The 17,951-nt window shown below is 51.0% G+C and carries 20 protein-coding genes and 2 pseudogenes; 9 read left to right on the top strand and 13 right to left on the bottom strand.

Going from position 1 to position 17,951, the window contains the following annotated elements:
* On the top strand, positions 1-213 hold a 213-nt coding region (locus ED901_RS05885), incomplete at its 5' end, for a DNA-3-methyladenine glycosylase I (RefSeq protein WP_162997818.1).
* A 19-nt stretch (positions 214-232) separates the two neighbouring features.
* Here the strand turns inward: ED901_RS05885 and ED901_RS05890 are convergent.
* Positions 233-1,189: a GlxA family transcriptional regulator gene (locus ED901_RS05890; RefSeq protein WP_122095286.1), complete on the bottom strand. Its 957-nt coding sequence runs from the start codon at positions 1,187-1,189 to the stop codon at positions 233-235.
* Between the two features lie 115 nt (positions 1,190-1,304).
* On the opposite strand from ED901_RS05890, the gene ED901_RS05895 reads away from it, so the two are divergent.
* A complete protein-coding gene (locus ED901_RS05895; RefSeq protein WP_122095287.1) occupies positions 1,305-1,946 on the top strand; it encodes an HD domain-containing protein in 642 nt (213 codons plus the stop codon).
* Between the two features lie 44 nt (positions 1,947-1,990).
* Here the strand turns inward: ED901_RS05895 and yqfB are convergent, their stop codons facing one another.
* The 5 genes and pseudogenes from yqfB to ED901_RS05915 all read right to left on the bottom strand — a co-directional run bounded on the left by yqfB (position 1,991) and on the right by ED901_RS05915 (position 5,717).
* On the bottom strand, positions 1,991-2,296 hold the full coding sequence (gene yqfB, locus ED901_RS25205; RefSeq protein WP_205965083.1) for a N(4)-acetylcytidine aminohydrolase: 306 nt from the start codon (positions 2,294-2,296) through the stop codon (positions 1,991-1,993).
* A gap of 36 nt (positions 2,297-2,332) precedes the next feature.
* Positions 2,333-3,439: pseudogene (locus ED901_RS05900) on the bottom strand (Fic family protein); the annotation flags it as partial.
* Positions 3,440-3,576: 137 nt separating this feature from the next.
* Complete coding sequence (arsC, locus tag ED901_RS05905; RefSeq protein WP_122095289.1) at positions 3,577-4,002, bottom strand: glutaredoxin-dependent arsenate reductase; 426 nt, start codon at positions 4,000-4,002, stop codon at positions 3,577-3,579.
* Positions 4,003-4,046: 44 nt separating this feature from the next.
* Positions 4,047-5,351, bottom strand: coding sequence for an arsenic transporter (locus tag ED901_RS05910; protein WP_122095290.1), 1,305 nt, complete (start codon positions 5,349-5,351; stop codon positions 4,047-4,049).
* 45 nt (positions 5,352-5,396) lie between these two features.
* On the bottom strand, positions 5,397-5,717 hold the full coding sequence (locus ED901_RS05915) for a metalloregulator ArsR/SmtB family transcription factor (RefSeq protein WP_122095291.1): 321 nt from the start codon (positions 5,715-5,717) through the stop codon (positions 5,397-5,399).
* A gap of 86 nt (positions 5,718-5,803) precedes the next feature.
* Between ED901_RS05915 and arsH the strand changes: the two genes are divergently transcribed.
* Together arsH and ED901_RS05925 are read left to right on the top strand one after the other, a co-directional pair.
* Positions 5,804-6,508, top strand: coding sequence for an arsenical resistance protein ArsH (arsH, locus tag ED901_RS05920; protein WP_122095292.1), 705 nt, complete (start codon positions 5,804-5,806; stop codon positions 6,506-6,508).
* Between the two features lie 473 nt (positions 6,509-6,981).
* The gene (locus ED901_RS05925) at positions 6,982-7,269 is read left to right on the top strand and encodes a hypothetical protein (RefSeq protein ID WP_162997819.1); all 288 of its coding nucleotides are present in this window, start codon (positions 6,982-6,984) and stop codon (positions 7,267-7,269) included.
* Positions 7,270-7,323: 54 nt separating this feature from the next.
* On the opposite strand, the gene ED901_RS05930 is transcribed toward ED901_RS05925, so the two are convergent.
* From ED901_RS05930 to ED901_RS05950, 5 genes and pseudogenes are all read right to left on the bottom strand, one after another.
* Positions 7,324-7,824: a hypothetical protein gene (locus ED901_RS05930; protein WP_122095294.1), complete on the bottom strand. Its 501-nt coding sequence runs from the start codon at positions 7,822-7,824 to the stop codon at positions 7,324-7,326.
* Positions 7,824-8,003, bottom strand: a complete 180-nt coding sequence (locus tag ED901_RS05935) for a hypothetical protein (RefSeq protein WP_122095295.1) — start codon at positions 8,001-8,003, stop codon at positions 7,824-7,826. The genes ED901_RS05930 and ED901_RS05935 overlap by 1 nt, the downstream gene beginning before the upstream one ends.
* A gap of 379 nt (positions 8,004-8,382) precedes the next feature.
* Positions 8,383-9,022: pseudogene (locus tag ED901_RS05940) on the bottom strand (ISNCY family transposase); the annotation flags it as partial.
* 253 nt (positions 9,023-9,275) lie between these two features.
* Positions 9,276-9,644, bottom strand: a complete 369-nt coding sequence (locus ED901_RS05945; RefSeq protein ID WP_122095296.1) for a cupin — start codon at positions 9,642-9,644, stop codon at positions 9,276-9,278.
* 129 nt (positions 9,645-9,773) lie between these two features.
* Positions 9,774-10,379: a transglycosylase SLT domain-containing protein gene (locus ED901_RS05950; protein WP_056770600.1), complete on the bottom strand. Its 606-nt coding sequence runs from the start codon at positions 10,377-10,379 to the stop codon at positions 9,774-9,776.
* Between the two features lie 208 nt (positions 10,380-10,587).
* On the opposite strand from ED901_RS05950, the gene ED901_RS05955 reads away from it, so the two are divergent.
* Together ED901_RS05955 and gap are read left to right on the top strand one after the other, a co-directional pair.
* Positions 10,588-11,565 (top strand): GlxA family transcriptional regulator, encoded by a 978-nt coding sequence (locus ED901_RS05955; protein ID WP_122095297.1) that lies wholly within the window; start codon positions 10,588-10,590, stop codon positions 11,563-11,565.
* Positions 11,566-11,643: 78 nt separating this feature from the next.
* Positions 11,644-12,654 carry a type I glyceraldehyde-3-phosphate dehydrogenase gene (gap, locus tag ED901_RS05960; protein ID WP_056770608.1) on the top strand — a complete coding sequence of 337 codons (1,011 nt, stop codon included), beginning with the start codon at positions 11,644-11,646 and terminating at the stop codon, positions 12,652-12,654.
* Between the two features lie 155 nt (positions 12,655-12,809).
* Here gap and ED901_RS05965 read toward each other — a convergent pair whose 3' ends face one another.
* Entirely contained in the window at positions 12,810-13,223 is a 414-nt protein-coding gene (locus ED901_RS05965) for a VOC family protein (protein ID WP_122095298.1), read from the bottom strand.
* Between the two features lie 200 nt (positions 13,224-13,423).
* Between ED901_RS05965 and ED901_RS05970 the strand changes: the two genes are divergently transcribed.
* From ED901_RS05970 to ED901_RS05980, 3 genes are all read left to right on the top strand, one after another.
* Positions 13,424-13,882 (top strand): MarR family winged helix-turn-helix transcriptional regulator, encoded by a 459-nt coding sequence (locus tag ED901_RS05970; RefSeq protein ID WP_122095299.1) that lies wholly within the window; start codon positions 13,424-13,426, stop codon positions 13,880-13,882.
* Between the two features lie 189 nt (positions 13,883-14,071).
* Complete coding sequence (locus tag ED901_RS05975; RefSeq protein ID WP_122095300.1) at positions 14,072-15,799, top strand: MFS transporter; 1,728 nt, start codon at positions 14,072-14,074, stop codon at positions 15,797-15,799.
* 47 nt (positions 15,800-15,846) lie between these two features.
* Positions 15,847-16,896, top strand: a complete 1,050-nt coding sequence (locus ED901_RS05980) for an HlyD family secretion protein (protein ID WP_122095301.1) — start codon at positions 15,847-15,849, stop codon at positions 16,894-16,896.
* Here ED901_RS05980 and ED901_RS05985 read toward each other — a convergent pair whose 3' ends face one another.
* Positions 16,897-17,910, bottom strand: a complete 1,014-nt coding sequence (locus ED901_RS05985) for an isopenicillin N synthase family oxygenase (RefSeq protein WP_122095302.1) — start codon at positions 17,908-17,910, stop codon at positions 16,897-16,899.
* Positions 17,911-17,951 lie beyond the last annotated feature (41 nt).

Genomic DNA, 17,951 nt, shown 5'->3' on the forward strand with positions numbered 1-17,951 from the left:
ATTTGGACGCAGATCGGCGGTAAAGCCATTCAGCATGTGGGGCCGGTGCCCACCAAAGATGCGCTGTCAGAACGTATTTCGAAAGACCTGAAAAAGCGCGGTTTTAAGTTTGTCGGTCCGACAATTGTTTATGCCTGGATGGAAGCCACCGGCCTTATCAATACTCACCGTCCTGAGTGTTTCAGGCGGGCGCAGGTTGCCGCAGAGGCCTGATTTATCAGGCTATAGTGAGTCACACAAACTGTTTTTGATATTGTGACGGTGTCACGTTAAGTTGGCGCATAAAGGCCCGCCGTAAGATATCCACGCTGGAAAATCCGCATTGCGAGGCAATCTGTTTCATGGCAAGACCGCCGGTTTCGAGCATCTGGCGGGCATGAAATACCCGTTGCTGTTCCAGCCATTCTGCCGGTGATTGTTTCATTTCCTGATTAAATAACCGCGTGACGTGGCGGGCACTCAGCCCCATATGTTGTGCCAGCGTGCTGACATTGTGCGGCTGGTCCAGGGAACTCAGCACCCAGCGCTGAACATCCTGCAACGCAGCCCGGCCACTCAGCGATGCCTGACCGTGACGGCTGAACTGTAGCTGCCCGCCGGGGCGTTTGAAAAACATCACCAGCTGAGCGGCCACATTACGCGCCGTTTCCCGCCCGAGATCTTCCTCAACCATACTTAACGCCAGATCCAGCCCTGACGTCACACCGGCAGCGGTGCGCAGTTCGCCGTCAGCGATAAAAATAGCGTCTGCTTCGACACACACCCGTGGATATTCCTGACTCAGTTTTTCGGCAACCGCCCAGTGAGTGGTCACGCGGCGGTTATCCAGCAGTCCTGCGGCGGCGAGCAACAAAGCTCCGCTGCACACTGAGCCAAAACGCTGTGCATGTTGGCTCCAGCGACAGAGATTGTTCTTTAAGGCATCGTCGCTCGAAAACGTGTTCAGTAAGGGCGCACCGGCGACCAAAAAGGTGTCGAGATTATCGGGAAGCGGGGCGTCCAGAATCATGTCGGCCAGGATCCGGGTGCCTGAAGACGAGGTAACGATCGGGTCGTTTATCGCCATCACGCTGAGTTTATACACTTCGCGGCCACGCTGCTGATTGGCCTCGGCGAAAACATCCATCGGGCCGGAAACGTCCAGCATCTGTACGCCGGGGACGGCCAGAATAATGATGTGTTTGGGCATTGATCGTTTTCCTGTCGCAGAACGGCGTAATGTCTTAAATCGTATTACTACGTCGATTGATGACATTCATCCTGCGGCTTACGCTGGGTTTATGCAATCCCACAGGAGAAATATCATGAGTCTCACAATTAATGGCATCCGTATACCTGACAGCAAAATGTGCCGCGAAGCCACAGAACGGGTTCGCGATAGCGAATCGGAATTGCTGTTTCATCATTCCAGCCGGGTATATTACTGGGCCGCGCTCGCCGGGCAGGCTCGCCAGTTAAACGTTGATCACGAGTTACTTTATATTGGCTGCATGTTCCATGACATGGGGCTGACCCACGAACACTGCAGCTGTGATAAGCGCTTTGAAGTGGACGGCGCCAATACCGCGCGTGAATTCATGCAGCAATATGGCATCAGCGGGCAGGACATCGACAAAGTCTGGGCCGCCATCGCGCTGCATACCACGCCCGGTATACCCGAGTTTATGGATCCGGTGATCGCGCTGGTCACGGCAGGAGTGGAAATGGACGTGCTCGGCATCAATTATCAGGCGTATGAAGAGGACGTTCGCCATGCGGTGGTGAATACACATCCACGCACGGCGACATTTAAAGAAGATATTATTCAGGCATTTTATGACGGCATAAAAAATAAGCCGCAAACGACCTTCGGCAATGTAAAAGCAGACGTTATTGCAGATAAAGAACCTGAATTTATCAGGGGGAATTTCTGTTCCATTATCCGTCAGTCGCGCTGGCAGGGCTGAAGAAGAGCAGGGCGCGCCGGTTTTAGCACGGCGCGTTTTTAGCGTTAAATATGGCGAAACTCGAGCATAAACAGTTCTTTCAGCCCCGGATAAATCTCGCTGATGACCTGTTTCAGTTCCGGCAACGTCATATTTTCCTGCAACGCATGGGTATCATTTAGCGCGTCAAATTGCACCGGCGTCACATTGATAATCTCGATATTGCAGAAAAAAACATTATCTTCATAACGGCTGACCCGCACCTTATCACCGGCTGAAAAGTTTGCATCGCTGGCTTCGCGCAGTGTAATCGTTTTACGGCCTGCAAGAATATCCGCCTCAAAGCGACCATAAAAAGTGATGTTTTTCATAAAGTTTCCATTAGGGTGTGAAAAGGTGTTGTTGATTTTATACCGGCTGCTGCGTCCGCCCGCTGCGGTTCTTGTCAGACAGCCCCGCGCAACGAGATCAGCCAGATGGCGGGTAGCCGTCGCTTTACTGACTTTCGCCACTTTCTGATACTGACCCGCGTTGATCCCTTCGGCAAACCCGTTTTCGCCTCCGTCCAGCAGACGATTCAGTACTTTAACCTGTTCAACGGGCAGTCCGTTACTGTGATGAAGCTGCCAGAAAAGTGTTTTAACCAGCGTCTGATCAATGCGCATGATCGCCGTATCTACGCTGGTTTCGAGCATTTTCAGAAACCAGCTAAGCCAGACCGTCAAATCCATCGTTCCGCGCTGTGTAGCTTCGAGCACGTCATAATACTCTTTACGGTGATTCAGAATGGCTTCCGAAACGGCATACAAACGCACACTTTCATGGTCAGCCTGAAATAACGCCATGTCGGTCAGTGCCCTGGTGATCCGGCCGTTCCCATCTTCAAAAGGATGCAGCGTGATAAACCAGAAATGAGCCAGCGCAGCGTGAAGCAGGGGATCCAGAGCGGCGCGATATCGTGACTGATTATACCATTGCAAAAACGCTGTCAGCTCAGCGGAAAGTTGTTCGCGTGGCGGAGCCTGATAATGCACCTTTTCCTTTCCGATCCGGCCTGAGACAACACGCATTGTTGCGTCACCGCGCCAATCTCCACGTCTTAAAAAAGCCGGGGCCGGCTCCGGAAATAACCAGCAATGCCATTGAAAAAGAAGGGTTTCAGTCAGCTCGCCAGCGCCGGGATCGAATACATCCATCATCATTTTGGCTAAACCCTCTGATCGTTCCGTGGTGGTTCCCGGAAGATGCCAGGTCAACCCCAAGCGTTTGGCCAGCGAAGAACGGACAGAATGGGCATCAAGCCGCTCATTCTCGATGGCGGAGGATGCAAGAATGTTGCTCAGCATCGCATCGAGAGAATATTCAGCAGCATCCTGCCCGGGGCGTGATTCCGCTTTACCGACCAGTTTGCCCATTTTCAGGCGTGTCTGACGCAATTGTGGCTGAATGACATCGTCATCCCAGTTGAACTGAGGCCAGTCAGGTGATTGCCAAATCCATTCCCGGTTATCCATTGACGTTCCTGTGAGCCGATGAGTGACGTTAATTGGCTCATTATACGAGCCGAATAAGGATTGTAAACGGCTCATAAATGGGTCTGAAAAACAAATGTTCCGGTGAACACCCATGGCTTGTACGACAAAAGTGACTTTCAGATCAGCCGATGACCCTCTTTATCAACAACTTTTTCGCCGTCTTCTTTTGTGAACGCTGCTTTTTGAAATTCCGGAAGTATGTCGAGTACCTTCTCTGATGGTCGACATAACAATGTCCCAAGTGGCGTGACCACAACGGGACGATTCATCAGAATTGGGTGAGCGAGTATGGCGTCGATCAGTTCATCATCAGTGAGTGTATTTTTATCAAGTTCTAACTGTTCATAAGGCTCTGTATTTTTACGCAACAATGCCCGAACCGTGATCCCCATATCTGTAATCAGTTTTATAAGATCCTCGCGGGTGGGTGGTGTTTCCAGATACAGAATAACCGAGGGTTCAATCCCACTGTTGCGGATCATCTCAAGGGTATTGCGTGATGTCCCGCAGGCAGGATTATGATAAATAGTCACATTGCTCATAGTCATGATCTCTGGTTGAACCCCGGAAGCGACTCATTCCGGGGTTATGGGTTTAAGAGTGAGTGTGATACAGACAACCGCAGTGCCAGTGCTACCAGCGTGATAAACAGTACGGGGATTGTCATGACAATCCCCACCCGGAAGTAATATCCCCAGGTAATTTTGATGTTTTTCTGCGAAAGAACATGCAGCCACAGCAATGTTGCCAGGCTGCCGATAGGGGTGATTTTAGGCCCCAGATCGCTGCCGATGACGTTGGCGTAAATCATCGCTTCTTTGATAACACCGGTTGCTGTACTGCCATCAATCGACAGTGCCCCGACCAGCACGGTCGGCATATTGTTCATTACAGAGGACAGGAAGGCTGTAAGGAAGCCAGTACCCAGCGTTGCCGCCCATAATCCTTGCTCTGCCAGCTGATTTAACACAGATGAAAGATAATGGGTCAGTCCGGCGTTTCGTAATCCGTAGACCACCAGGTACATACCCAGCGAGAAGATAACGATTTGCCATGGCGCACCTCGTAACACCTTGCCTGTGTTAATGGCATGACCTTTCTTCGCCACAGCAAACAGGAGCAGGGCACCAGCAGTCGCGACCAGACTGACAGGAACGCCCAGCGGCTCCAGTCCGAAGAACCCCACCAGAAGCAAAACCAGAACCAGCCATCCGGTTTTAAAAGTCCCGAAATCACGGATCGCATCTTTCGGTTCTTTCAGCAGGGAAACGTCGTAAACGGCAGGAATGTCTTTGCGGAAATACAGATGCAACATCACAAGCGTAGTCGCAATGGCCGCCAGGTTCACCGGCACCATCACGGCTGCATATTCAGAGAAACCAAGCTTAAAGAAATCTGCTGAGACGATGTTCACCAGATTTGAGACAATCAGCGGCAGGCTGGCCGTGTCAGCGATAAACCCTGCGGCCATGACAAAGGCTAAGGTTGATCCCTGGCTGAATCCCAACGCAAGCAGCATCGCGATGACGATAGGCGTCAGGATCAGTGCGGCACCGTCGTTGGCGAACAGTGCGGCGACCATCGCGCCAAGCAGAACAATCCAGGTAAAGAGCAACCGGCCCCGGCCATTTCCCCAACGCGCAACGTGCAATGCGGCCCATTCAAAGAAACCGGATTCATCGAGTAAAAGACTAATGATGATCACGGCAATAAAGGTGGCAGTCGCATTCCAAACTATCTGCCAAACCACCGGAATATCCCCCAGGTGAACGACGCCAGTCAGCAATGCCAGACCTGCGCCCAGCATGGCACTCCAGCCAATCCCCAGTCCACGGGGTTGCCAGATAACCAGGACGAGCGTAAACAAAAAGATAGCACCCGCCAGTAACATCAGAAACCCCATTCATATTTGTTTATTCGTATATATACATCGACTTCAGCATGAGGCCGATGCTGCGCTAAGGAGCTTGTTGCGTATGTGTTCGCGTTCACAGTTCCAGGCTATATCAATGATTCCGGCAGCCCATGCAGGCATATGGGGTGACAGTCGGTAATGCACCCATTTTCCTTCACGGCGGTCGATGACCAGCTCTGACTCACGCAAAAGAGCCATGTGGCGGGAAATTTTCGGCTGAGACTCGTTTGTGGCTCCACAAATGTCACAGACGCACATTTCTCCGGATTCCCTGAGAAGCAGTAAGATTGTCGAACGGGTTTCATCGGCGAGCAGTTTAAAAAGCTGAACAGGCTGTAGCATGCTTAACCTCGATAAAATTAACAATACATATGATATTTCATATGTGATAAGTTTTAAAGCATAGCTTACAAGAGAGAGAGTTTTTTATGACGCACTTACCAGCAATAGAACCGGGGTGCTTTGATGAGGCCATTGCCAGTAATTTACTGGACGGCGCTGAAACCATGCCACGTATTCTTATCCTTTACGGATCGGTACGAGAACGCTCCTACAGCCGTTTTGCAGCAGAAGAGGCGGGGCGGTTGCTGGCAAGGATGGGCGCTGAGGTGAAAATATTTAATCCATCTGGCCTGCCGTTACCTGATGATGCGCCGGACAGTCACCCTAAAGTGCTTGAACTCCGCGAACTGGTCAGGTGGTGTGATGGAATGGTCTGGAGTTCTCCGGAAAGGCATGGAGCCATGAGTTCGGTGATGAAGGCCCAGATTGACTGGATACCCTTAAGTGAAGGTGCTGTTCGTCCGTCCCAGGGTAAAACACTGGCCGTGATGCAGGTTTGTGGCGGCTCACAGTCATTTAACACGGTAAATCAGATGCGGATACTTGCCCGCTGGATGCGTATGTTCACCATTCCCAATCAGTCGTCTGTGCCAAAGGCATGGCAGGAATTTGATGATGAAGGACGCATGAAACCCTCAGCCTGGTATGACAGAATTGTGGACGTTGTCGAAGAGTTGTTCAAAATTACGTTAATCCTGAAAGGACATGCAGGTTATCTGGCGGACCGCTACAGCGAAAGGAAAGAAAACCATCAGGAGCTTTCTACAAGGATCAACCAGGCAAAAATCTGACAGGCAGACAGGGCTGGATGAATTACCGGGCGTTACGTCGGTTTCAAATCTGCAGGCGATTAACTTCATTCATCGTGAAAAACTCCGAACCGTATGCCGTCATCAGTCGTGTCCTCAGAGGATAAAATACACGGAACAATGACAATAAAGCGGACATTTGAAATGAGCCATAAGCGGACATCTCAATTTAGCTACTGCACATATTTGTCAATGCAGTTTTAAAGTGTCACCTCTTTGTGCAAGATAGAACTGACACCTTTCTGAAGAATAGGCGGATTTAACTCTGACCGATTCTCACCAAGAAATGAGAAAGCAACTATAATGCTTTAAAATGGTTAGCCTTCAAGCACAAGAATATGAAAAATAAATTATTAATCATGCAGTTAAAGAATCATTGTTTTGCGGTTTCATGCCGTAAAAAGGAACAAGTCGAGTCTTACCATTTACTAAACTGTAAGATGAGGTGTTTTTTTATGGTAAAAGAAAATACTGCATATTTCAGTTTTTCGGATGAGCCTAGGCAAATATATCAATTTGAACTCACAGATAGAGGCTTTTTCAGCAGAGAAGATCTAAATGACTTGATTGCACGTTGCCGCCCCAAAAAAACCTTTATGATGAAACACGGCAGGGTAGTTGGAAATATTATTGTCGCCCTTATTTTTATTTTCGGCATTTGGCTAACTTATGAGTACGGGGAGGGTCATAATAGAGGGAATGAATATAAATGGGATAGGAGCGAACAGGAAATAACAGAATAATTTCCTGCTCCAAACCTAGATTCACATCACACTATCAATTGAAAATTGACAGGGTCAGACTTCTGGATCATTAAACTGAATATTTGTTTTCAACAAAGCACTAAAGTTCAGAGGTGATGCATTAATTACCGGCCCATAGACAGGACTAGAGCAGACTTTGCCGATACGGTGTCCATAGGTCTTTTCGAAACGACCCTTATCCATTTTTCCATCGCGAAAACGCTGACACGATACTTCATAGGAATTAAGCACATTATGAAGATGAAAATTCCGAAGTGCTTTCACAGACTCGCTCATGTAGTAGCCATCACCTTTTTCTTCTTTAGCTTTCATTATATCGGCATTGTACTTAGCAAACTCAGTTTCCGATTTTGTTATCATTTCAAGAGTTTTTAGCTCTGAATCACCTAATGAGTTGAGGTCTCTCTTTACGGTTCGATGAGCGCTGAATACTGAGACTCCAGCCGCAAGCAACGAAACACCAACACCTACAGTGTAAAGTATGTCTCGTAATGTCCATGAAACGGTAACCACAACAGTTGTCGGATCTGCCATTATTTTCTTTTCTCTGTCAACGCGGCTACTTGTTCAGCCAGCTGGTCTGCGGAATCAAAAGAAATTTGGTGTCCTTTGCTAGATGGGGCTCTTAGTTTACTTTCTGGAGTTACGCGCTGCCTTTTATCTTCTTTACCAGTCGATTTGGCTACCGGTTTTGGCCCAGGTTTAATGCCCATTAAAAATCTCCTCTGATTTATTGATATATTTAAATTCGTATTTTGGTAATTATTTATATGACAAGATGTGGGCGTTTATACATAAATTCATATACTTTATGTTCATTAAATTGCAGGCAATCATATTATCAGCATTGAACACATGAATTTCGATAATGGCCTAGATAACCGTAAGTCTGCAAAGTTCTTTTCCTAAGATAGTCACCAACATCACTGAAAGTATCCCTGAAAGATCGGGTGGGTTGCAGGCCCAGGGGGCATTATAAACTAGCTAAAAAGTGACATTATCAAATGGGACTCACAATATTTGTTTAGGCTGGTTTTAAATGTTCGCCTTTTAGCTAAGTTAAAATGTCCGTCTGATAAAACACCCTCTGGTTTAGCCTGGTTTATCAAAGATTGATGCTGACTGCGTTTGTAACTGCGTCAAAGCCTCCAGAATGTCGTCCTGATTCAGCGAGCGCTGAGACTTTTTATCCGGTTATTTTTTCTCGATGCTTCTACATCCTGACGTGGCAGTGCCTGTGAGCGCGTGTTCTCCCGCTGTTCCTGCACCAGTTTTTTATCTGCAGCATCCGGCCCAGTCGCTTGTTGTCCACGATTGCTCCCTGATCAATATCTCCCAGCCGATCATAAGTGGTGAAGGGCAGGGAAGTACCGTTTGCACGCAGCTCAATCGTGCCATTCGGGTATTGCCAGACCTCTGCGTATTTGCCCTGAAAACGTCGGCTTAGTTCGTTATCCTCAAGTAAATACAATATCTTATCATATTGTAATGTCAGACTTTTTGAGATGCGGCGCGGTTCGCGCCATGTGAAAATAGCATCCAGAACATCCTCTAGTTCCAGCGGGCGGTGAACGTCAAAGTCATGGCGCGGCGGCTTGGCAAAACGCCGATTATAGTCAGCCATATACTCTTCGGCAAAGGCATTAGCTTCTCCCGGTGTGCTGATATTCCTCAAACGCAGCTCCTTCACCAACCGACGGTCAGTAATGTTGAGCCGCAGCGCGGCCAGACGTGTGGCCAGTCTGTTATCAATGACATCCTGCAAAATCAGAGGCGGTTAACTTCATTAATCGTGAAAAACGCCGAAGTGTATGTCGTCATCAGTCGTGTCCTCAGAGGATAAAATACCCGGAACAACGACAATAAAGCGGACATTTGAAATTAGCCGTAAGCGGACATCTCAATTTGGCTACCAAAGCTTTGGTGCGCATAATCATGATTATGTTAAATAGGAACTGCATTATCGCTTTCCATCCTTTACCCCGTTACCGTGACACCTCACCTGCCTTATTCTCTGGCTTTTCATCACCATAATGAACGGCCAGCCAGATCGTGGTTTCTTTAGCGTCTGTCCATTCGACGCGGTGTTTGCAGTATGCGGGAATATTCATAAAGTCCCCGGCTCGTAAAACACGTTCATCCGGTTCGTGCTCAAATCGCAAACCTGCTGAACCTTGCATCAGCATCACCCACTCGCTTTGTGGCTGGCAATACCAGAAATCCGACGGGCTCGACTGACCGCTTGAAATGATCCGCTCGATGCGTACGTCTTGATGCGTTAACAAGGCTTCGAAGGATTCGGCATTTCGGCTGGCGACATCATGGGGAAAATCAGCAAACATATTACCTGTCATGAGATTTCCTCTTTATCGGCAAAAAATTCGCCATGTGAAATGATCGCGCTACGTGAAATCTGAGAAATGAGCAGTACCATAATGCTGCAGATTTTACGTAGCGCACTCTCTGATGTGATGTGTTATTCGCTATAAACCTGCGTAAACTTTTTCAACTTTCGCCATGTATCTCGGCGCCTGCGCTGCCGGATGGTACTGACGGACATGCCAGTGAAATGCTTCCGGTGAAAGCTGGTTGATCAGGCTGATGGCGGTCTGGCGGTTGCTGGAAAATGTCCGCAGCAATGCGCCCGCACCATTGGCATAAGCCACTTCTGTGGCGTAACGGCGTGTGACCGGATCATTAATCCAGTTTAGTTGTTGATGCTGTAATGCGCTGATATATGCCGTGCCCAAATCAATATTGGTTTCAGGATCCAGCAAATCATCATCGTCCGGGCAACCCCGTTTTCCTTTATAACGGTAAGCGTCGCAGCCGCTGGTAGAGGCTTTCAGTTGCATCAAACCGATGGCATTTGAAGGACTTACCGCTTTCGGATTGTAGCTGGATTCGACCTGAATAATGGCTTTCACCAGTTTTCGGTCAACTTTGTATTTGTCAGCGGCATCTTCAATTTCATCGTCAAAAGCGTGCGAGTCATATTTTTTATAGTGTGGTTTTCCCGAGCAGCCAGCCAGGATCATCAGCATAATCAGTATGCCTGCGCGGGTCGGATTTTTGAGTAATGACGTCATGAAATACCCGTGTTTAGCTGGAGGGATTAATGGCGCAGACAAGATACCTCTATCGCCGCGGAGGGTCATGTATTAATTGGCGTTTTTATAGAAATTGCGCCTGACTGACGGATGATTGCCCGAGAAATGCACCTCGCTGCGCCCTGCTCTTTTTGATTTTCAGGCAGCGTTCCTTGACTTATTTAGTACAGGAAGTATTTTTAATGCCATGCATACCTTTCTGATTATCGTCCCCGACGGGGGCATGTTATTTGAAGCGGCCGGTATCGCCGATATTCTGATGCAGGCAAATCGCCTGAGGTCTGAAGACGATCCAAAACCGGCTTATCATGTCACGGTGGCAACAACGCAACCGCACCGCGTCGTTCATGGAGTTTCAGGGCTAAATCTGCTGGCCGATCATCGTTTGTGCGATCTCGACCCGCAGGTTCCGCGCGATACTGTCCTTATCACTGGCAAAGGCCTGACCGAAGAAGAAGGTTCGGATGTGGTTCAGTGGCTGAAGCGTGCGGCGCCTCATGCCGGACGCGTGATTTCTATTTGCGGCGGCGCGATGTTGCTGGCTCAAACCGGGCTTCTTGATGGTCGCCATGCAACCACGCACTGGCGGCTACTCGATACTTTACAATCGACTTACCCTTCCATCATTGTCGAACGCGGGCCGATCTATGTTCAGGACGGCAACGTTTGGACGTCCGGCGGCGTCAGTTCAGGATTTGATCTCACCCTCGCCCTTATCGAGGATGATCACGGTTTCAGCCTGGCTCGCGACGTGGCACAGGATCTGGTGATGTTTCTGCGCAGGCCCGGCAATCAGGCTCAGTTCAGCCGGTACTTGTTAAACGAGGCCGCTGAAGGCCCTGTCCGCGATCTTCAATGTTGGCTACCGGAGAATCTCACGGCGGATTTGTCCGTGGAGAAAATGGCTGAACGTGTCGCCATGAGCCCGCGTAATTTCACCCGCGTCTTTACCCGTGAAACCGGCATCACGCCGGCCAGATATGTCGAGGAGATCCGCCTGAATGCCGCCAGACAGAAACTGGAACAAACCACGCTGGGCATTGAGCAGATTGCCCTGATGACCGGTTTCGGTGGCGGGCTGAATCTGCGCCGTGTTTTCGAACGAAATTTGCAACTTACCCCTTCCGAATATCGCGACCGTTTCTGTTCGCGCAAATTGGCGTAAATAGATCTTTTATTGTCATTTACGCCATCATGCTACCGGCATACAGTGAATGCAGTTCCGTAAACTAAGGAGTGCATCATGGTCAACGTTGGTATCAATGGATTCGGCAGAATTGGTCGAAATGTCTTGCGCGCCGCTCTGGGACGCGATGACTTTCAGGTGGTGGCGATTAACGATCTCACCGACAGTAAAACCCTTGCCCATCTTCTTAAATATGATTCTCTCGCAGGCACGTTAAACGCCACCGTCGAAGCAGGCGAAGGCGAGTTACGGGTGGACGGTAAAACGGTTCGCGTATTCTCAGAAAGAGATCCGGCCGCGATTCCGTGGAGCAGCGCAGGGGTAGATATCGTGATTGAAGCCACCGGTTTCTTCACGGATAAAGCCAAAGCCGAAGTACACATTACGCACGGCGGCGCGAAGCGGGTGATCATTTCCGCACCGGGTAAGGATGAGGACATCACTCTCGTACTGGGCGTTAATGATGACCAGTATGACCCGGCTAAACACAAAGTCGTCAGCAATGGCAGTTGCACCACTAACGGTCTGGCTCCGGCGGCGCAGGTTCTTCATCAGACCTTCGGGATTGAGCATGGTTTGATGAATACCACCCACGCTTACACGAACAGTCAGGCGCTTCACGACCAGCCGGAAAAAGATTTACGCGGTGCGCGTGCCGCGGCTGTTTCGATTGTGCCGTATTCCAGCGGCGCGGCGAAGGCCATCGGTAAAGTGATCCCGGAACTCGCCGGCCGTATGACCGGTTATTCCCTGCGCGTACCGGTTCCTGTGGTATCGATTGTCGATCTGACGGTGAACCTGAAACGTGAAGCGACGGTTGAAGAAATCAATGCGGCGTTCCGTCAGGCGGCTGAATCCGGCCCGCTGAAAGGCATCCTCGGGTACAGTGATGAACCGCTTGTCTCGAGCGATTATCGTGGAGATCCGCGCTCTTCCATCATCGATGGGCTTTCCACCCTGGTTATCGGCGGCAAACTGGTGAAAATTTTAGCCTGGTATGATAACGAATGGGGATTCTCAAACCGCCTGGTCGATCTGGCGGTATTGATGGAAAAACGCGGTTTATAACCCTCTGTTTCTGCTAAACTTTATCAGGCAACACCTTGGAATAAGCGTGTTGCCTGATATCACAGACGACGATGATATTTTTAAACGCCAACACTTGTATGTTGTAACTAATTGGATGCGTTTTCTTCAAATGCGCTGATGGAGGCCCTGCCCGTTTACTCTTCCTTCGGCCCGATGTTCATAAACGGGTTATAGGCTATTTCCCACAGATGTCCGTCCGGATCGGCGAAATAGCCGGAATATCCGCCCCAGAACACTTTCTGGCCTGGCTTGATTAGCGTGCCTCCGGCTTTGACTGCCTGCCTGAGGATTGCATCCACCTTCGCTTCGCTGGCAACGGTTTGCGCCAGCGCCATACCGCGAAAACCTTCACCGCTGGCACTCACCTGTGCATCTTTCGCCAGCTCCTCCCACGGAAACAGCGATAACCACGCCCCTGCCAGCTCAAAGAAACTCACTCCGTCGGAATCGATAACGACTTTTGGAAAGCCTAATCCGTGTTGATAAAACTCCGTGGCGACGGCCAAATCTTTAACGCCAAGCGTGATCATATTGATGACAGGTTGCATGATTTATTCTCCCGAGTAGGTCATATGTGTTTTTTATTGCTTTAAAAATAATACCTTTCTGAAACTGATAAACACAGATTATCGTCGCGGTTTTATGCCTTCCTGTTGTCTCAAATTTTCACCTCATTCCTCTCTTTTGTGGCAAAAGTCACATATCCTGCTAACCTGACGCCATCAAAAGTACCGACTGTGAGGATCCTGTGACCACATTACACCCCCGACCGGAAGCCGCTTCGCCTACCCTGCGCTTCCTCCCGGAAACCATTCATATTGGCCGTCAGTTGCGCACTTACTGCGATGCCCGTTTTAAAACCATCGGGCTGACTCTCGCGCGCGGGCAGGTTTTATTGCATCTCGAAGCCGCCAAAGGACGTTTGCCACAGGGCGAGCTGACGGCGTTGCTGGAAGTTGAGCACCCTACTGCAATCCGCCTGTTTGACAGCCTTGCACAACTGGGTTTGCTGGAACGTTGCCCTGGCGAAAACGATCGCCGTTCAAAAGACATCAAACTGACCGAAACCGGGACCGAACTGGCGAATCAGGTGCGCAGTATGACGGATGACATTTTAATTCGCGTAATGGAAGGCATTCCTGAAAACAACATCGCCGTCGCCCGTGACGTTCTCGCTGCTATTACTGCCAATATCGCCGCGCTTTGAGTGGCGTTTTCCCCTTTCCTGCCCCGTCGTTTTCTCCGCAATAATCACGTCTGTCATTGATTGGTTATTCGCTATTCGCATTTGTAAATATCACTGATATGAATAATTGAGCTAGACACATTTGAAATGCCTCACTACATTATGTAGCAAGCTACAAACTAGTTGGGTAACGACTTACATGGCACAACGATGACGACGCGTTCTGATTCTGATATCCGGCAGGACGCCGGTGAATTGACTCAACAGGATGCCTCCGCCGCACAAGAGACACCTGCGCCACCGGAAACCGCCTCGGTTCCGCCCTCCACGCACCATCCTTTTGCGGTACAGGTCAGCCACTGGCTGATGCGTTTTCCGCGTCTGCGGATTGCGGTTTATGTGATGGCGTCGCTGATAATCGGTATGACGCAGGGGCTTGGCATCAACCTTGTCGGCTCAAATCTGCCGGGGATACAGGGCTCGCTGGGCATTTCTAACGTGGAGAGTTACTGGCTGATCGCCGCGTACACCGCCACCAGCGTCACCGGTACTATTCTGCTGTACAAAATCCGCACCCAGTTCGGGTTCCGTCGTTTTGGGGAATACGGCCTGTTGTTCTTTGCTTTTGCGTCGATGGCGCAGATGTTTACCCATGACTTTCAGACAGCCGTGGCCGTGCGCGCAGTCATGGGTTTTGCGATGGCGTCGCTCGGGCCGCTGGCGTTGTTTTACATGTTTGAAATTTTCCCGCCCGCCAAAAAGCTTACGGCGGGATTATGTTTCGGGCTGGCGGGCAGCCAGATTTCGTTACCCATTTCCCGCATCATTTCGCCGCACCTGCTCGATCTCGGGCACTGGCACCAGCTGACGATGCTGGAATCCGGGCTGTCGCTGATCTGTCTGGCGATCATCTGGATCCTGCCGCTGACGCATCCGCCACGGGTGAAAGTGTTCGAGCGCACCGACTGGATCAGTTATCCGCTGATTGCCACCGCCGTGGCCTGTATGTCGGTGGTGCTGACCATGGGCCGCTATTACTGGTGGCAGGAAAAAGCGTGGATTGGCGAAGTGCTGGTGGTCGGGATCATTGCGCTGACGCTGTCGTTTATGGTCGAGCTGCGCCGTAAGAATCCGATTATCGATTTACGCTGGCTGATGACGCCGGAAATGTTGCTGTTTACCGGCTCAATGCTGTTCGTGCGCATGCTGCTTTCTGAACAAACCACCGGCATGGTGGGCTTTCTGAATCTGTTCGGATTGCTTAACGATCAGCTGGTGACGCTGTTCTGCATCATTCTGGCCGCGACCTTTGCCGGTCTGGTGTTCGTCAGCATCATCCACAAGGCGAACCGGATTGTTTACATCCATCTGTTTTCAATCGCGCTGATTGCCGTTGCGGCCTGGCTGGACGCCCATTCGACCACGGACACCCGCCCCGAACAGTTTTATCTGACTCAGGGCATGATTGCGTTTGGCGGCGCGATCTTCCTGCCGACCTCTTTGTGGCTCGGTTTTATCCGCGCACTGCAATACGGTCAGAGCCAGATCATCAGCTTCGTGCTGGTGTTTCTCTCGACGCAAAACGTCGGTGCGCAGGTGGGCGGCGCGTTTCTGGGAACGATTCAAATTCTGCGGGAGAAGTTTCACTCCAGCGTCCTGACCGAAGGAATATCGCTGCAAAACCCGCTGGTGGTCGAGCGTCTTTCGCAATACAGCCATTTGCTGAAACCGTCGCTCAATGATGGCACACAACTGAGCGCCGAAGCGGTGATGCAACTGAGCCTTAAAGTGAGCCAGCAGGCCGGGCTGCTGGCCTACAACGATGTGTTTATGGTGGTGTTTTATATGTCGCTCGGCTGCTTTGCGATTCTCTGCGCGCACATTATTGCCGGCCGGATCCAGGACAAAAAACGCGAAGCCGCTGACGCGGTGGCGTAATTCATTCGTTTCTATTATCGAACTATAAGAGTAATGCGGGAAAAGTGATGAAAAATGTATTTCGTTATCCGTCGATTTGGGTGGTGCTTTGTCTTGGTATGGCGGGGGTGATGCTGGTGTTGTACAGCTGGCAGTTGTTTCCGTTCAGCTCGCAGGTGGAATCCACCGATAACGCCTACGTGCGGGGCAATGTCACCCTGCTCAGCCCGCAGGTTTCGGGGTACATTACCGAGGTCAAGGTTCAGGATTTCATGTCGGTGAAAAAAGGCGATCTGCTGTTTATGATCGATGACAGCACCTACCGTCAGGAGTTATTGCAGGCTGAGGCTGCCGCCGCACAGCAACAGGTGACCTTGCAGAATTTTGAGCAAAATCGTGCCTCCAGCGCCGCAAGCCTGCAACTGGCCGAGGCTGAACTGCAAAGCGCAATGGCGGGCGAAAGCAAAGCCGCACTGGATACCGGCCGTAACAGTTCCCTGCTGGCAAAAGGTCTGGTGTCCAAAACCCTCGGTGATGAGTTACATGCGGCCCTGCTGACCAGCAAAGCCAGCGTCGCCAAAGCGCGGGCATCGGTCAATATCGCCCGTCAGGATCTGTCTCTGGTGGATGCGAATAAAGCGTCGCTGGCCGCCGCCCTGAAGGCCGCGCAGGCTAAAGTGGAAGTGGCGAAAATCAATCTGCTGCACACCCGGATTGTTGCGCCCTCTGATGGTCAGCTCGGCGAGATCAGCGCGCGTTTAGGCCAGTATGTGACAGCCGGGACGCAAATGACGTCGATCACACCGAAAATGATCTGGGTGACAGCTAACTTTAAAGAGCGTCAGCTGGCCGCGATGACGGTCGGCACGCCAGCCTCGTTTACCGTGGATGCGCTTGACGATCATGCGTTTAAAGGCCATGTGGTGCGCATTGCTCCGGCGGCGGGGTCGGAATTCAGCGTGCTGAAAGCCGACAACGCGACCGGTAACTTCACCAAAATCGCCCAGCGCATCGCGGTGCGGATTGAGCTGGAGCCTGGTCAGCCGCAGAGCGATCGCCTGCGGCCGGGGATGTCAGCGGTGGTCAGTATCGATACGGCACGTGCCCCGAAAATCTGATCAGCCCGTGACGTCGGCATAATAGCGCTGCGCCACGTCGGGATGTGAGCGCAGCCGCCCTTTCAGATAGTTGAAGCCCACATCGCGGAACAGCGGATTGAGGGGATCGCTGGCCTCACCGCGCGCTTCTTTCGCCAGTTCCGCCGGTAACGGAAACAGCGGTACCACGGCATCAAGCTGTGCGCCGAGGAAAAAGGCCAGCGATAAACGCTCACCGGCAGCAGGCGGAGACACCACGCGGTGCACCGTGGCGCGCAGATAGCCGTTAGTGGCGAGTTCGAGCAGTTCGCCTATATTCACCACCAGCGTACCCGGCACCGGTAAGGCGTCTACCCACTGATTTTCTTCCACTTCGACCTGCAATCCGCGCTGATCGTCCTGCAATAAGAAACTGAGAAATCCTGAATCTTTGTGTGCACCGACGCCCTGATTGCCTTCGCCCTCCGGCCTCCCCGGATAGCGGATAAGCTTGATATGTTCATTGGGTTTTTCGCCATACAGCGGATCAAATGCGTTTTCCGGCAGTTTCAGCGCCAGGGCAAAAGCACGCAGTAAACGCAATGACATGGCCGTCATTTCACGCTGCCAGCGCAGCAGCAACGGCCTGAGCTCAGGTAACGCCTGTGGCCACTGATTCGGCCCCTGCAATCTGGCCCATGCCGGCGTGCGTTCACTGACCGGCAATACTGGCCGCTCTGCGCCGAGATCAAACTGTTCCCGCCAGTCCGGCTGGCCGCGGGTAATTTCAGACGCCGCGCGGTTATAGCCGCGAAAATGTGAAGAGTTGATCATCGCCACGGAGAGCTTTTCTTCTTCCGGCAACGCAAAGAACTGGCGTGAGGCGTTTTGTACATCACTCAATAACGTGGCATCAACGCCGTGGTTTTTAAGATAGAAGAAGCCGATCTCGCGGGAGGCATAACGCAACTCTGACAAAAAGGTTTCGCGCTGTTCCGGTGAGCCGGAGAACTGGCTGAAGTCGATCAGAGGGATAGTGCTTGAAGGCTGGCTCATTGCTCACTCCGCATCAGTGAAAAGAAGATATCTGTTTGTGA

This window comes from Rahnella sp. Larv3_ips (assembly GCF_003697865.1).
In the GTDB taxonomy this organism is placed as follows: domain Bacteria; phylum Pseudomonadota; class Gammaproteobacteria; order Enterobacterales; family Enterobacteriaceae; genus Rahnella; species Rahnella rivi.